The organism is Ramlibacter tataouinensis (assembly GCF_001580455.1).
GTDB classification, from domain to species: domain Bacteria; phylum Pseudomonadota; class Gammaproteobacteria; order Burkholderiales; family Burkholderiaceae_C; genus Ramlibacter; species Ramlibacter tataouinensis_B.
The window spans coordinates 2,110,998-2,124,930 of record NZ_CP010951.1; the positions used below are offsets into that span (position 1 = coordinate 2,110,998).

The window sequence follows — 13,933 nt, forward strand, 5'->3', positions numbered from 1 at the left end:
CGGCGCTCATAGAACGAACGGCCGGCCCGTGACCGGCGTCGTCGGCACCGCCATCTCCTGCTTGGCCATCACGCCGGCTTCGTAGGCCAGGCGGCCCGATTCGATCGCCAGCCGGAACGCCCGCGCCATCGTGACAGGGTCGTCGGCCAGCGCCACCGCCGAGTTGAGCAGCACGGCGTCGTAGCCGAGTTCCATCGCCTGCACCGCGTCCTTGGGCGAGCCGATGCCGGCGTCGACCACCAGCGGCACGCCCGGCAGGCGCGCGCGCAGCGTGCGCAGCGCCGTCGGGTTGAGCAGGCCCTGGCCCGAGCCGATCGGCGCGCCCCAGGGCATGAGCACGCGGCAGCCGGCGTCGAGCAGGCGCTGGCAGGCCACCAGGTCGTCCGTGCAGTAGGGAAAGACCTCGAAGCCGTCCTTCACCAGCTCCTTGGCGGCGGCGAGCAGCTCGAAGGGATCCGGCTGCAGGGTGTACTCGTCGCCGATCACCTCGAGCTTGATCCAGTTCGTCTCGTACAGCTCGCGCGCCATGCGAGCGATGTTCACGGCCTCGCGTGCCGTGTGGCAGCCGGCGGTGTTGGGCAAGACGTGCACACCGCTGTCGCGGATCAGCTGGAGGTCGTTGGGCGTGCCGCCAGCGGCCAGTTGGCGCCGCAGGCCGACGGTGACGACTTGCGCGCCCGAGGCGGCAATCGCCTGCTCCAGCACGGCGGGCGAAGGGTAGCGTGCGGTGCCGAGGAAGAAGCGGCTCTCGAGCTCGACCCCGGCGATCTGGAATGCCATGGTCAGCCTCCGGTGATGGGTTGGAAAGTGAGGACGGCGTCGCCGTCGCGCAGCGGCCGCTGCGCGCGCGACGCGCGCGGGACGAATTCGCCGTTAACGGCGGTGGCCAGCCACTGCGGCGGCTGGGCCAGGCCGGCGATCAGGTCGGCGAGCGTGGCGCCTGCGGGCAGCACGCGCGCCTCGCCGTTCAGGGTGACTTGCATCATGCCAAGGCCTCCAGCGCCTGCTCGACCATCGCCGGCGCGATCAGCCAGCCGTGCCGGTACAGGCCGTTGAGGCGCGTGATGCCCGGCTGCGCCTCGACGCGCGGCAGGTTGTCGGGCAGGGCCGGGCGCAGGTTGGTGTCGGCCAGCACGATGCGCGCCTCGCCGAGCTCGGGCACCAGGCTGTGCGCCGCGGCCAGCAGTTCGACGGTGGTGCGCAGCGACACCGGCGAGCGGTCCTCGCTCTCGATCGAGCTGGCGCCGACCACCACCTGGTCACCGCCGCGCGGCACCAGGTACACCGCGTGGCGCGGGTGCAGCAGGCGCAGCGGACGGCGCAGCGCCACCCCGGGCGCGTGCAGCGTGAACACTTCGCCGCGCACGCCGCGCACCGGCAGCTCCGGCCGGGCACCGGCGCCGCGCGCATCGAACACCCAGTCGAACGCATGGCGCTCGCCCCGGCTCCACAGTGCGCCGCGCTCCAGCCGCTCGACGCTGCGGCCCCAGTGCCAGCGCGCGCCGGCGCGCGTCGCCGCCGCCGCCAGCGCCTGCATCGCCTGCACCGTGTGCAGGCTGCCTTCCCCGGGCAGCAGCCAGGCATGCGCCGGGCCCTGCACCGCCGGCTCCAGCTCGCGCGCCTGGGCCATCGTCATCGGCTGCGGCTCGAAGCCCGGCGGCGCCTTGCGCGTCAGGAAGTCGATGGTGCGCGCGGCCGCGCCTTCGTCGCCCCGATGGGCGAACAGCAGGCTGCCCTCGCGCCGCACTTCGAGATCGACGTCGAGCTGCGCCGCGATCTCGGGCCACAGCTCCAGCGAGCGCAGCCCGAGCGCGAACACGTGCTCGTCCGCGCATTGCAGTTCCGCCACCGGGCACAGCATGCCCGCGGCGGTCCAGCCGGCGGCGCCGCGCGCCTGCGCGTCGGCGGCGGGGTCGAACACCTCGACCGCGTGGCCGGCGCGCGCCAGCCGGAAGGCGAGCAGCCGGCCCACCAGGCCTGCCCCTGCGATACCGATCTTCATGGGGCTACTCCTGGCGGACAGGGATGTAGATCTCGCCGCCGGCGGCCTTGAATTCCGCGCTCTTGGCCGCCATGCCTTCCTGCGCCGCCGCGAACTCGCGCACGTCCTGCGTGATCTTCATCGAGCAGAACTTCGGCCCGCACATCGAGCAGAAGTGCGCGACCTTCGCGCCGTCGGCCGGCAGGGTCTCGTCATGGAAGTCCTTCGCCGTCTCCGGGTCGAGCGACAGGTTGAACTGGTCCTGCCAGCGGAACTCGAAGCGCGCCTTCGACAGCGCCTCGTCCCAGGCGCGCGCGCCAGGGTGGCCCTTGGCGACGTCGGCCGCATGCGCGGCGATCTTGTAGGCGATGATCCCCTGCTTGACGTCGTTGCGGTCGGGCAGGCCGAGGTGCTCCTTCGGCGTGACGTAGCACAGCATCGCGGTGCCGAACCAGCCGATCATCGCGGCGCCGATGGCCGAGGCGATGTGGTCGTAGCCGGGCGAGATGTCGACCGTCAGCGGACCCAGGGTGTAGAAGGGCGCCTCGCCGCAGTGGCGCAGCTGCTCGGTCATGTTGGCCTGGATCATGTGCATCGGCACATGGCCCGGGCCTTCGATCATCACCTGCACGTCGTGCTTCCAGGCGAGCTGCGTGAGCTCGCCCAGGGTGCGCAGCTCGGCGAACTGCGCCTCGTCGTTGGCATCCGCGCCCGAGCCCGGGCGCAGGCCGTCGCCGAGCGAGAAGCTGACGTCGTACGCCTTCATGATCTCGCAGATCTCCTCGAAGTGGGTGTAGAGGAAGTTCTCCTTGTGGTGCGAGATGCACCACTTCGCGAGGATCGAGCCGCCGCGCGAGACGATGCCGGTGCGGCGTTTCGCGGTGAGGGGGATGAAGGGCAGCCGCACGCCGGCGTGGATGGTGAAGTAGTCCACGCCCTGCTCGGCCTGCTCGATCAGCGTGTCACGGAAGATCTCCCAGCTCAGGTCCTCGGCGACGCCGCCGACCTTCTCCAGCGCCTGATAGATCGGCACGGTGCCGATCGGCACCGGCGAGTTGCGGACGATCCAGTCGCGCGTGGTGTGGATGTTCCTGCCGGTCGACAGGTCCATCACCGTGTCGGCGCCCCAGCGGATCGCCCACACCAGCTTTTCCACTTCCTCCTCGATCGACGAGGTCACGGCGGAGTTGCCGATGTTGGCGTTGATCTTCACCAGGAAGTTGCGCCCGATCGCCATCGGCTCGGTCTCGGGATGGTTGATGTTGGCGGGGATGATCGCTCGGCCGCGCGCCACCTCGTCGCGCACGAACTCGGGCGTGATGATGTCGGGGATCGCCGCACCCATCGGGTTGCCGGCCAGGCGCGCATTCTTCTGCGCATCCGCCAGGTATTCGCGCATCCACTCGCGCCGGCCGTTCTCGCGCAACGCGACGAACTCCATCTCCGGCGTGACGATGCCCTTGCGCGCATAGTGCATCTGCGTGACGTTCGCGCCCGCCCTGGCGCGGCGCGGCGTGCGCTGCAGGGCCGCCGCCTGGGCGCGCAGCGCGGCGATGCGCTCGCCCTCGCGCGCCTCGTTCTTCGTGCCGTCGTCCAGCGCCTGCCGCAAGCGGCCTTCGTAGCTTTCCGTGTCGCCGCGCGCGGCGATCCACGCATCGCGCAGGCCCGCCAGCCCGCGCCGCACGTCGATCTGCGCGCCCGGCTCGGTGTACGGGCCCGAGGTGTCGTAGAGCGTGACCGCCTCACCGTTGGTGAGCTGGACCTCGCGCATCGGCACCCGCACGCCCGGGTGCAGCTGCCCGGGCATGTGGACCTTGGTCGAGGCGGGGAAGGGCTCGCGCGTGAGGGCGAGCAACTGGACGAGTTTGTCGGGTGCGTTCATGGGCCAATCCTTGGAGCAAGTGATCGTTTGCTCCAGGGATGGCAGGACGCGGGGCCCGCGAGGGCCAGGGACACTGTCAGCTCTTCTTACGCCGGTACGAACCGGTTCAAGTTCACGGGTTTGGACTCACCATCTCAGCGATACCGGCCTTCTTTCGAAGGGCCGCTCGCACCCCGGAGCAGCGGCAGTATAGCGGCGCGTGCCGACCGCGCGCCAGTCCCATTCGGGACCGGCCGTGGCATCTGTGGCTAAAGCGCCATGTCGAGCGCGACGCGCATCGCGTCGACCTCGGAGCCCTTCAGGGGATCGAACTCGAACTTCGCGCCCACATCGAGCGCGCGCGCGAGCGAGGGGCTCGGCGGCTTGCTCTTGAGGCCGTCGAACAGCGCCAGCGTGCGCGCCGCGACGTCGGCCGGGGTGTCGTGCCGCACATAGATGCCGTAGCCCCAGCTGGTTTGCTTGGTGGGGATGACGAACAGGCGCGCGTGGTGGATCTTCGGATCGGCGCCGATCTGGTTGTGCATCGAAGCCGAACGCGCGCCCTGAACGCGCGTGATCACCCCGACCCAGCGGTCCGGGCGCCACTCGAACGCGGCTTTCGTCGGCAGGTAGCTCTGGCCGAGCCCGATCTTCGGCGGCACGTCGGCCACCTTGCCGCAGCGCTTCTCGGCCTTCACCAGCGCCGTGGTCACGCCGCTTTGCATGCCGAAGCAGGTCGCCTGCCTCAGCCGGTCGAGCACCTGGGCCTGTTCATCCGGCTTCAGCTGCGAGAGCTCCACGGGTTTCGGGTCCTTCTCGCTGCCGAGGTCACCGAGCAACAGGATCGCGGCCTTGATCTCTTCGGTGTTCACCGCGATCGGCTTGTAGCCGGAGGCCAGCCCCACCACCGGGTTGCCGTAGACCCAGCAGGGCGGCCGGGGCCCCTTGACGGCCGCCACGGCCTCCTCGAGGCTGCTGACGTTGACCACCGGCGAGGCCGACAGGCCGCCGCGGCCGATGAACTCGGACAGTTCCTGCGCCGCCCGGGCGACCTGCGGCGTGCCTTCGCCGCGGATCACTTGCGGGTTGAGATACACGCCGCCCTCGCAGGTTTGGGCCGAGGCGGCCAGGCAGCAGGATGCGAGCGCACCGGCGGCCAGTAGCAATCTGTACTTCCTCATGACCGTTGTCTCCTTCGTCGTTATCTGAACTTCTGGGCCCGGGCAGCCGAAACGCCTGCACGGCGATCACGGTTTACGCCTGTGAATATTTGCGCTGATTGACCGCGGTCAAGAACTCGGGTTTTCCCGTTGAGCTGAAAACAGACACGCGTTGCGCGCGAGCTTTTTTTGAATCTTGACCCCGGTCAACGGCCCGCCGTCGCCGCCTCCCGCACAGTGCACTCAAGCGAAGGGGGCTCCACGCCGCGCTGCATCCATCACGAGGAGTCAATGGCGACCATGACGATCGATCACGAAGAGTTGATCCAGGCCATCGGCGACGCCGTTGTCGTCGCCGGCACCGACGGGAACATCGCGTACTGGAATCCGGCGGCCACGCGCATCTTCGGCTTCACCGAGGACGAGGCCATGGGCCGGGCGCTGGACCTGATCATTCCCGAACGCCAGCGCGCGCGCCACAACGAGGGCTATGCCAAGACGGTGGCCACGGGGACGACGCGCTACGGCACCTCGCTGCTGCGCGTGCCGGCGCTGCACAAGGACGGCCGCCGGCTGTCGATCGCCTTCACGGTGGCCCTGCTCCAGGGCGAGGACGGCGGCGTCAGCGGCGTGGCCGCGGTCATCCGCGACGAGACCGAGCGCTTCGAGCAGGACCAGCAGCTGCGCAAGCGCCTGACCGAACTGGAAATGGCCGCGCGCGCCTAGCGCCTGTTACCCGGCCCGCAACACGATTTGAAACTTCGGAGATAGAGAGATGGACGACAAGGCCTTGAGCGGCGTGCGCATCCTGGACTTCACGCACGTGCAGTCCGGCCCCACCTGCACCCAATTGCTGGCGTGGTTCGGCGCCGACGTGATCAAAGTCGAGCGACCGGGCGAAGGCGACGCCACGCGCGGGCAACTGCGCGACATTCCCGGCGTGGACAGCCTGTACTTCACGATGCTGAACCACAACAAGCGTTCGGTCACGCTGAACGCGAAATCGCGCGGGGGCAAGCAGCTGCTGGAGTCGCTGATCAAGCACTGCGACGTGCTGGTGGAGAACTTCGCGCCCGGCGCGATGGAGCGCATGGGACTGACGTGGGAGCGCATCCACGAGCTCAACCCGCGCATGATCGTCGGATCGGTCAAGGGTTTCGGCCCCGGACGCTACGAGGACTGCAAGGTCTACGAGAACGTCGCGCAGTGCGCCGGCGGCGCCGCCTCGACCACCGGTTTCGACGATGGCCCGCCGGTCGTGTCCGGCGCGCAGATCGGCGACAGCGGCACCGGCCTGCACCTGGCGCTGGGCATCGTGACGGCGCTGTATCACCGCACGCGCTCCGGCCGCGGCCAGAAGGTGCTGGCGCCCATGCAGGACGCGGTGCTGAACCTGTGCCGCGTCAAGCTGCGCGACCAGCAGCGCCTGGAGCGCGCGCACTCGCTGCACGAATACCCGCAGTACCCGGATGGCAAGTTCGGCGACGCCGTGCCGCGCGCCGGCAACGCCTCCGGCGGCGGCCAGCCGGGCTGGATCCTGCGCTGCAAGGGCTGGGAGACCGATCCCAATGCCTACATCTACTTCATCACGCAGGCGGCCGTGTGGCCGGCGGTGTGCAAGGTGATCGGCGAGGAAGAGTGGATCACCGACGAGGCCTACGCGACGCCGCAGGCGCGCCTGCTGCACCTGAAGCCCATCTTCGCGCGCATCGAGCAGTGGACCATGAGCAAGACCAAGTTCGAGGCCATGGAGATCCTGAACCAGTACGACATCCCGTGCGGGCCGATCCTGTCGATGAAGGAGATCGCCGAGGACCCGTGGCTGCGCCAGAGCGGCACCGTGGTCGAGGTGGAGCATCCGACGCGCGGGCGGCACCTGACCGTCGGCAACCCGATCAAGCTGTCCGACAGCCCGACCGAAGTCACCCGCGCGCCGCTGCTCGGCGAGCACACCGAGGAGGTGCTGCTCGAGCTGGGCTACACCGCGGGCGACATGAAGGCCTTGCGCGACGAAGGCGCGATCTGAAGCGAAGCATCACGTGGCGCTGATGGTCTGGATAAAAACAATTGACTGTTATTTATCGTGGCCGATTTCTACAGTCACTTCATTCCTTCCTTCGAGGAGACGATGATGATGAACGACCTGCCACCGGTCCTGACCAGCACCGAAACCGCGCTCGACGCCTACCACGCAGCCTTCTACGAACTCGGCCTGCGCTGGCACTGGGACCGCGCGACCTACGACGCGCTGCTGCGCCACAGCCCCGATCCGCAGGCGCGCATCCGCCACTACATCGAGACGCGGCAGCCGCACTTGCTTAAGGCCTACGACGCCGCCTTCCTGGCCACGGCGATCCACGAGCGCGTGCTGCGCTACAAGCCCTGCGCGCACCGCCGTTTCGATTGGGCGCAGGCCACGGCCTGCGAGGTCGGCGTCTGATGGAGCCTGGCCGCATCGGCATCGTCACGGGGGAGCCCGCGCTCGCGCGCGACGTCGAACGCCAGCTGCCGATGTTCGGCCTGGGCGCCTCGAAGGTCGTGTGCCTGCCCGCGCCGGGCCGCACGCACCTCGGGTCGCTCCAGATGTTCAAGGATCACTGGGGAACCGACGCCGTGGTGCTCCTGGGCGCGATCGACAGCGCCGAGGAAGACGCCTGCACGGACTGGATCGCCCGCCACATGGACAAGCCCGTCGTCGGCTTCATCGACCCCGCCGATCCGGCCCTCCCGCAGCAGGCGCGGCTGCGCGCCAGCGGCGTGCGCATGAGCCGAGATGCCGCAGGCATCGGCGAGCTCACCGCCTCGCTGGTGGAGCTGCCCTGGCTGCCTTTTGATTGAGACCACAAATGAAACACACCCGCTGGGTCCGCTACCGGATCGACGGCGCCGAGGCCTCATTCGGCACCTTGCACGACGACATCGTGGTCGAGCACCGCGGCCAGATGTTCGGCCACAACGAGCCGACCGGCCGCACGGCGCTGCTCAGCCAGGTGCAGCTGCTTGCCCCCGTCGAGCCGACCAAGGTGATCGCGCTGTGGAACAACTTCGGCGAGCTGCGCGCCAAGCTGAGCCTGGCGCACCCGGAGGAGCCGCTGTACCTGCTGAAGTCGCCCAATTCCTGGAGCGCCCACGGCGAGCCGATCCCGCTGCCGCGCGGCGGCGGCAAGGTGGCCTTCGAGGGCGAGCTCGGCATCGTCATCGGCAAGCGCTGCAGCGCGGCCACCGAGAGCGAAGCCCTGTCCTTCGTGTTCGGCTACACCTGCGCCAACGACGTGACGGTGGCGGACATCCTGTTCCGCGACGCCTCGTTCGCGCAATGGACGCGCTCCAAGGGCCTGGACGGCTTCTGCCCGATCGGCCCGGTGGTCGCCACCGGGCTCGATCCGTCCACCCTCACGGTGAAGACGGTGCTGGACGGCCAGGTGCGCCAGCAGTACCCGATCAGCGACATGACATTCTCGGTGGCCCAGCTCGTGAGCCGCATCTCCCTGGACATGACCCTGCTGCCTGGCGACGTGATCCTGTGCGGCACGTCGGTCGGCGTCGGCTCGATGAAGCCGGGCAGCCTGGTCGAGGTGGAGATCGACGGCATCGGCCGGCTGGCCAACCGATACGGTTTTCCAACTTGAAGGACTCAACATGAAAATCGCCATCATCGGAGCCGGGGCCATCGGTGGCCTGGTCGGCGCCAAGCTCGCCCTGGCGGGCGAGGACGTCACGTTCATCGTGCGCGGCCGCAACCTGGAGGCGATCCGCGAGCGCGGCATCAAGCTCGTCACCGCCGACGGCTGGGAGCACACCGCCCGCGACGTCCACGCCACCGACAGCTACGCGCTGGCCGGGCCGCAGGACGTCGTGATCCTCGCGATGAAGGCGCACCAGGTCGAGGGCGTGCTCGACCAGCTGCCGCACCTGCTCGCGCCGCACACGGTCATCGTGCCGATGCAGAACGGCATTCCCTACTGGTATTTCCAGAAGCACGGCGGGCCGCACGAGGGCCAGGGCGTCAGCAGCGTGGACCCGCAGGGCCGCATCGCCGCCAGCATCGACCCGCAGCGCGTGATCGGCTGCGTCGTCTACCCCGCCTCGGAGCTGATCGCGCCGGGCGTGATCCGCCACATCGAAGGCGACCGCTTCCCGCTGGGCGAGCTCGACGGCAGCTCCAGCGAGCGCGTGCACATGCTCGCCGCCTGCTTCGTCAACGCCGGCTTCAAGGCGCCGGTGCTGGAGGACATCCGCAGCGAGATCTGGCTCAAGCTGTGGGGCAACGCCACCTTCAACCCGATCAGCAGCCTGTCGCACTCGACCCTGGTCGACATCTGCCAGTACCCGCTTTCGCGCGAGCTGGCCGCGGCGATGATGCGTGAAGCGCAGGAGGTGGCGCAGAAGCTGGGCATCAGCTTCCGCGTGCCGCTGGAAAAGCGCATCGCCGGCGCCGAGAAGGTCGGCAAGCACAAGACCTCGATGCTGCAGGACGTGGAAGCGGGACGCGAGCCCGAGATCGACGCCCTGGTCGGCTCGGTGATCGAGCTGGCGCGCCTGACCGAAACACCCACCCCGCACATCGACACGGTCTATGCGCTGGTCAAGTTGCTGGCGCGCACCATGCACGAGGAAAACGGCCATGTGCGGCTGAGCGGCGAGCCGCACCAGCAGCTTGAGGCGGTGGCTGCATGAGGCGGGCGCGCAACACCAAGATCGTCGCCACGCTCGGTCCGGCCAGCTCCGACGACGCCACGCTGGGCGCGCTGTTCGAGCGCGGGGTGGACGTGTTCCGCTTCAACTTCAGCCACGGCACGCACGAGGACCACGCGCGGCGCCTGCGTGCCGTGCGTGCGCTTGAGGCGCGCTACGGCCGCCCGATCGGCGTGCTGCTCGACCTGCAGGGACCCAAGCTGCGCGTGGGCCAGCTCGCCGGCGGCAAGGCGCTGCTGGAAAACGGCGCTGCCTTCCGGCTCGACATGGACCCGACGCCCGGCGATGCGACGCGGGCGCCGCTGCCGCACCCGGAGATCTTCGCGGCCCTGCGCGAGGGCACCGAGCTGCTGCTCGACGACGGCAAGCTGCGCCTGCGCGTCGAGCGCCATGGCGCCGACTTCGCGGAGACGCGGGTGCTCACCGGCGGCGTGCTGTCGGACCGCAAGGGCGTGAACGTGCCCAGCGTGGTGCTGCCGCTGTCGCCGCTGACGCCCAAGGACCGCGAGGACCTGGCCTTCGGGCTGGAGCTGGGCGTGGACTGGGTGGCGCTGTCCTTCGTGCAACGGCCCGAGGACATCGAGGAGGCGCGCGCCATCATCGGCAAGCGCGCCTGGATCATGGCCAAGATCGAGAAGCCCGCCGCGATGGAGCGGCTGGATGCGATCGTCGACCTGTGCGATGGCCTGATGGTGGCGCGCGGCGACCTCGGCGTCGAGCTGCCGCCCGAACACGTGCCGGAGATGCAGCGGCGCATCGTGCAGGCCTGTCGGCGAACCGGCAAGCCGGTCGTCGTCGCCACCCAGATGCTCGAATCGATGATCAGCTCGCCTTCGCCGACCCGGGCCGAGGTTTCCGACGTCGCCAACGCCGTGTACGAAGGCGTCGACGCGGTGATGCTGTCGGCCGAATCGGCCTCAGGCCGCTTTCCGGTCGAGGCGGTGGCGATGATGGACCGCATCATCAACCGCGTCGAGAACAGCCCCTCCTACCGCGCCGGCATCGAGGCGGCGCACCAACCGGCGCAGGCCACGACGGCGGACGCCGTCTGCGCGTCGCTGCGGGAAGTCGCCGCGCTGCTGCATCCGGCGGCCACCATCACCTACACCGCCTCCGGCTTCAGCGCCTTGCGTGCGGCGCGCGAGCGCCCCGACGTCCCCCTGCTCAGCCTCACGCCCTCGCTGGACACCGCGCGGCGCCTGGCGATGGCCTGGGGCGTGCACGCCGTGCGCGTCGACGACGACGTGCACCACGTCGGCGAGATGCTGCAGCGCGCCGGCCAGGCCGCGCAGACCGAGGGCTTCGCCGGGCCGGGCGACCATATCGCCGTGGTGGCGGGGTTGCCGTTCGGCCACGCGGGCAGCACCAACCTGCTGCACGTGCATCGGCTGACGCCATGCTGATCGGCATTCCCCGCGAGCGGCTGGCCGGTGAAACCCGGGTGGCCGTCACCCCCGAAACCGCGAAGAAGCTGAAAGCCCAGGGCCACACGCTGCGGCTGGAGTCCGGCGCCGGCGCCGTGGCCAGCGCGCCCGACGAGGCCTATCGCGGCGTCGGCGTCGAGATCACCGACCAGGCCGGCGCGCTCGCTTGCGAACTGGTCCTGAAGGTGCGCGCGCCGCAGGCCGACGAGCTGGCCGGCTTCAGGCCGGGCGCGACGCTGGTCGGCATGCTCAACCCCTTCGACGGCGACGGGCTGCAGCGCCTGGCCGGCGCCGGGGTGACGGGCTTCGCGCTGGAAGCGGCGCCGCGAACCACCCGCGCGCAGAGCATGGACGTGCTGTCCTCGCAGGCCAACATCGCCGGCTACAAGGCGGTGATGATCGCGGCCAACAGCTACCAGCGCTTCTTCCCGATGCTGATGACCGCCGCCGGCACCGTCAAGGCCGCCCGCATGGTGATCCTGGGCGTGGGCGTGGCCGGCCTGCAGGCGATCGCCACCGCCAAGCGGCTGGGCGCCGTCATCGAGGCCTCCGACGTGCGGCCCTCGGTGAAGGAGCAGGTCGAGTCGCTGGGCGCGAAGTTCATCGACGTGCCCTGCGAGACCCAGGAAGAGAAGGACGCGGCCGAAGGCGTGGGCGGCTACGCGCGGCCGATGCCGCAAAGCTGGCTGGAACGGCAGAAGGCGGAAGTGGCCAAGCGCGTGGCGCAGGCCGACGTGGTGATCACCACCGCGCTGATCCCGGGCCGGCCGGCGCCGGTGCTGGTCACCGAAGACATGGTCAAGGCCATGAAGCCGGGCGCGGTGATCGTCGACCTGGCGGCGGCGCAGGGCGGCAACTGCCCGCTGACGGAAGCGGGCAAGACCGTGGTCAAGCACGGCGTTCAGATCGTGGGCGAGACCAACCTGCCGGCGCTGGTGGCGGCCGACGCCTCGGCGCTGTACGCGCGCAACGTGCTGGACTTCCTGAAACTGATCGTGACCGGCGAAGGCCAGCTGAACATCGACATGAACGACGACATCGTCGCCGCCTGCCTGATGACCCAGAACGGCGCAGTAAGGAGGCCCTGATGGAAGTCAGCCCCACCATCGTCAACCTGATCATCTTCGTGCTGGCGATCTACGTCGGCTACCACGTGGTATGGACTGTCACGCCGGCGCTGCACACGCCGCTGATGGCGGTGACCAATGCGATCTCGGCCATCGTGATCGTGGGCGCCATGCTGGCGGCGGCGCTGACCGTGACCGACCTGGGCAAGACCATGGGCGTGCTGGCGGTGGCGCTGGCCGCCGTGAACATCTTCGGCGGCTTCCTGGTCACGCGCCGGATGCTCGAGATGTTCAGGAAGAAGGACAAGAAGGCTTGATGCCATGTCGATGAACATCGTCACCCTGCTGTACCTGGCGGCCTCGGTCTGCTTCATCCAGTCGCTCAAGGGCCTGTCGCACCCCACGACCTCGATCCGCGGCAACATCTTCGGCATGGCGGGCATGGCGATCGCCGCGCTCACCACCGCCGCGCTGATCGTGGAGATCTCCAGCGATGCCGGCCGCGGCATGGGCTGGGTGCTGCTCGGGCTGGTGGCCGGCGGCGGCTACGGCGCCTGGCGCGCCAAGACCGTCGAGATGACCAAGATGCCCGAGCTGGTCGCCTTCTTCCACTCGATGATCGGCCTGGCCGCGGTATTCATCGCCGTCGCCGCGGTGGCCGAGCCGCAGGCCTTCGGCATCGTGCGCGCGGGCGAGCCCATCCCGATGGGCAACCGGCTCGAGCTGTTCCTGGGCGCGGCCATCGGCGCGATCACCTTCTCCGGATCGGTGATCGCCTTCGGCAAGCTCTCGGGCACCTACAAGTTCCGCCTGTTCCAGGGCGCGCCGGTGGTGTTTGCCGGCCAGCACCTGCTGAACCTGGCGCTGGGGCTGCTCACCCTCGGGCTGGGCCTGGCGTTCATGGTCACCGGCAACTGGACGGCGTTCTTCGCGATGCTGGCGCTGTCCTTCGTGATGGGCGTGCTGATCATCATCCCGATCGGCGGCGCCGACATGCCGGTGGTGGTTTCGATGCTCAACTCGTACTCGGGCTGGGCCGCGGCGGGCATCGGCTTCTCGCTGAACAACGCCATGCTGATCATCGCCGGCTCGCTGGTCGGCAGCTCCGGGGCGATCCTGAGCTACATCATGTGCAAGGCGATGAACCGCTCGTTCTTCAACGTGATCCTGGGCGGCTTCGGGCAGGAAGGCGCGCAGGCCACGCAGGGGGCGGTGCAGCGCAACGTGCGCAGCGGCAGCGCCGACGATGCCGCCTTCATCCTGTCCAATGCCGAAACGGTGGTGATCGTGCCCGGCTACGGGCTGGCGGTGGCGCGCGCCCAGCACGCGGTGAAGGAACTGGCGGAAAAGCTCACGCACAAGGGCGTGACGGTGAAGTACGCGATCCATCCGGTGGCCGGCCGCATGCCCGGGCACATGAACGTGCTGCTGGCCGAGGCCGAAGTGCCCTACGACCAGGTGTTCGAGATGGAGGACATCAACGCCGAGTTCGGCCAGGCCGACGTGGCGGTGATCCTGGGCGCCAACGACGTGGTGAATCCCGCCGCGCTGCAAAAAGGCAGCCCGATCTACGGCATGCCGATCCTGGAAGCCTACAAGGCCAAGACGGTGATCGTGAACAAGCGCTCCATGGCTGCCGGCTACGCCGGGCTGGACAACGAGCTGTTCTACATGGACAAGACCATGATGGTGTTCGGCGACGCCAAGAAGGTGGTGGAGGACGCGGTGAAGGCCGTCGAGTGATG

General features: G+C 69.3%; 15 protein-coding genes and 1 riboswitch. Of the genes, 10 read left to right on the top strand and 5 right to left on the bottom strand.

Features of this window, described 5'->3' with window-relative positions; genetic code table 11:
• Nucleotides 1-6: 6 nt before the first annotated feature.
• The 5 genes from UC35_RS10180 to UC35_RS10200 all read right to left on the bottom strand — a co-directional run bounded on the left by UC35_RS10180 (nucleotide 7) and on the right by UC35_RS10200 (nucleotide 5,023).
• A complete protein-coding gene (locus UC35_RS10180) occupies nucleotides 7-780 on the bottom strand; it encodes a thiazole synthase (protein WP_061498862.1) in 774 nt (257 codons plus the stop codon).
• A 2-nt stretch (nucleotides 781-782) separates the two neighbouring features.
• The gene (thiS, locus tag UC35_RS10185; RefSeq protein WP_082793000.1) at nucleotides 783-986 is read right to left on the bottom strand and encodes a sulfur carrier protein ThiS; all 204 of its coding nucleotides are present in this window, start codon (nucleotides 984-986) and stop codon (nucleotides 783-785) included.
• Entirely contained in the window at nucleotides 983-2,002 is a 1,020-nt protein-coding gene (gene thiO / locus UC35_RS10190; RefSeq protein WP_061498865.1) for a glycine oxidase ThiO, read from the bottom strand. Before thiO ends, thiS begins: the two co-directional genes overlap by 4 nt.
• A gap of 4 nt (nucleotides 2,003-2,006) precedes the next feature.
• The gene (thiC, locus tag UC35_RS10195) at nucleotides 2,007-3,863 is read right to left on the bottom strand and encodes a phosphomethylpyrimidine synthase ThiC (protein WP_061498868.1); all 1,857 of its coding nucleotides are present in this window, start codon (nucleotides 3,861-3,863) and stop codon (nucleotides 2,007-2,009) included.
• A 66-nt stretch (nucleotides 3,864-3,929) separates the two neighbouring features.
• A riboswitch (TPP riboswitch) is annotated at nucleotides 3,930-4,049 on the bottom strand.
• Between the two features lie 62 nt (nucleotides 4,050-4,111).
• Nucleotides 4,112-5,023: a hypothetical protein gene (locus UC35_RS10200; RefSeq protein ID WP_061498870.1), complete on the bottom strand. Its 912-nt coding sequence runs from the start codon at nucleotides 5,021-5,023 to the stop codon at nucleotides 4,112-4,114.
• Between the two features lie 279 nt (nucleotides 5,024-5,302).
• Here UC35_RS10200 and UC35_RS10205 point away from each other — a divergent pair, with 279 nt between their 5' ends.
• The 10 genes from UC35_RS10205 to UC35_RS10250 are packed head-to-tail and all read left to right on the top strand — an operon-like array spanning nucleotide 5,303 to nucleotide 13,931.
• A complete protein-coding gene (locus UC35_RS10205; protein ID WP_415752696.1) occupies nucleotides 5,303-5,728 on the top strand; it encodes a PAS domain-containing protein in 426 nt (141 codons plus the stop codon).
• Between the two features lie 49 nt (nucleotides 5,729-5,777).
• Entirely contained in the window at nucleotides 5,778-7,028 is a 1,251-nt protein-coding gene (gene frc, locus UC35_RS10210) for a formyl-CoA transferase (RefSeq protein WP_061498875.1), read from the top strand.
• Nucleotides 7,029-7,085: 57 nt separating this feature from the next.
• On the top strand, nucleotides 7,086-7,442 hold the full coding sequence (locus UC35_RS10215) for a hypothetical protein (protein WP_227820521.1): 357 nt from the start codon (nucleotides 7,086-7,088) through the stop codon (nucleotides 7,440-7,442).
• Entirely contained in the window at nucleotides 7,442-7,840 is a 399-nt protein-coding gene (locus UC35_RS10220) for a hypothetical protein (RefSeq protein WP_061498878.1), read from the top strand. The genes UC35_RS10215 and UC35_RS10220 overlap by 1 nt, the downstream gene beginning before the upstream one ends.
• Before the next feature lie 8 nt (nucleotides 7,841-7,848).
• Entirely contained in the window at nucleotides 7,849-8,631 is a 783-nt protein-coding gene (locus tag UC35_RS10225; RefSeq protein ID WP_061498881.1) for a fumarylacetoacetate hydrolase family protein, read from the top strand.
• Nucleotides 8,632-8,641: 10 nt separating this feature from the next.
• Complete coding sequence (locus UC35_RS10230) at nucleotides 8,642-9,679, top strand: 2-dehydropantoate 2-reductase (RefSeq protein WP_061498884.1); 1,038 nt, start codon at nucleotides 8,642-8,644, stop codon at nucleotides 9,677-9,679.
• Entirely contained in the window at nucleotides 9,676-11,100 is a 1,425-nt protein-coding gene (gene pyk, locus UC35_RS10235; protein WP_061498887.1) for a pyruvate kinase, read from the top strand. The genes UC35_RS10230 and pyk overlap by 4 nt, the downstream gene beginning before the upstream one ends.
• Nucleotides 11,094-12,209: a Re/Si-specific NAD(P)(+) transhydrogenase subunit alpha gene (locus UC35_RS10240; RefSeq protein WP_061498890.1), complete on the top strand. Its 1,116-nt coding sequence runs from the start codon at nucleotides 11,094-11,096 to the stop codon at nucleotides 12,207-12,209. The genes pyk and UC35_RS10240 overlap by 7 nt, the downstream gene beginning before the upstream one ends.
• Nucleotides 12,206-12,505: an NAD(P) transhydrogenase subunit alpha gene (locus tag UC35_RS10245; protein ID WP_145979610.1), complete on the top strand. Its 300-nt coding sequence runs from the start codon at nucleotides 12,206-12,208 to the stop codon at nucleotides 12,503-12,505. The genes UC35_RS10240 and UC35_RS10245 overlap by 4 nt, the downstream gene beginning before the upstream one ends.
• A 4-nt stretch (nucleotides 12,506-12,509) precedes the next feature.
• Entirely contained in the window at nucleotides 12,510-13,931 is a 1,422-nt protein-coding gene (locus tag UC35_RS10250) for an NAD(P)(+) transhydrogenase (Re/Si-specific) subunit beta (protein ID WP_061498896.1), read from the top strand.
• Nucleotides 13,932-13,933: the final 2 nt, after the last annotated feature.

What these genes read in the sequence shown, in the direction of transcription:
- UC35_RS10180 (WP_061498862.1), bottom strand. Translation starts at nt 780, where the DNA reads ATGGCATTCCAGATCGCCGGGGTCGAGCTCGAGAGCCGCTTCTTCCTC.
- thiS (WP_082793000.1), bottom strand. Translation starts at nt 986, where the DNA reads ATGATGCAAGTCACCCTGAACGGCGAGGCGCGCGTGCTGCCCGCAGGC.
- thiO (WP_061498865.1), bottom strand. Translation starts at nt 2,002, where the DNA reads ATGAAGATCGGTATCGCAGGGGCAGGCCTGGTGGGCCGGCTGCTCGCC.
- thiC (WP_061498868.1), bottom strand. Translation starts at nt 3,863, where the DNA reads ATGAACGCACCCGACAAACTCGTCCAGTTGCTCGCCCTCACGCGCGAG.
- UC35_RS10200 (WP_061498870.1), bottom strand. Translation starts at nt 5,023, where the DNA reads ATGAGGAAGTACAGATTGCTACTGGCCGCCGGTGCGCTCGCATCCTGC.
- UC35_RS10205 (WP_415752696.1), top strand. Translation starts at nt 5,303, where the DNA reads ATGACGATCGATCACGAAGAGTTGATCCAGGCCATCGGCGACGCCGTT.
- frc (WP_061498875.1), top strand. Translation starts at nt 5,778, where the DNA reads ATGGACGACAAGGCCTTGAGCGGCGTGCGCATCCTGGACTTCACGCAC.
- UC35_RS10220 (WP_061498878.1), top strand. Translation starts at nt 7,442, where the DNA reads ATGGAGCCTGGCCGCATCGGCATCGTCACGGGGGAGCCCGCGCTCGCG.
- UC35_RS10225 (WP_061498881.1), top strand. Translation starts at nt 7,849, where the DNA reads ATGAAACACACCCGCTGGGTCCGCTACCGGATCGACGGCGCCGAGGCC.
- UC35_RS10230 (WP_061498884.1), top strand. Translation starts at nt 8,642, where the DNA reads ATGAAAATCGCCATCATCGGAGCCGGGGCCATCGGTGGCCTGGTCGGC.
- pyk (WP_061498887.1), top strand. Translation starts at nt 9,676, where the DNA reads ATGAGGCGGGCGCGCAACACCAAGATCGTCGCCACGCTCGGTCCGGCC.
- UC35_RS10240 (WP_061498890.1), top strand. Translation starts at nt 11,094, where the DNA reads ATGCTGATCGGCATTCCCCGCGAGCGGCTGGCCGGTGAAACCCGGGTG.
- UC35_RS10250 (WP_061498896.1), top strand. Translation starts at nt 12,510, where the DNA reads ATGTCGATGAACATCGTCACCCTGCTGTACCTGGCGGCCTCGGTCTGC.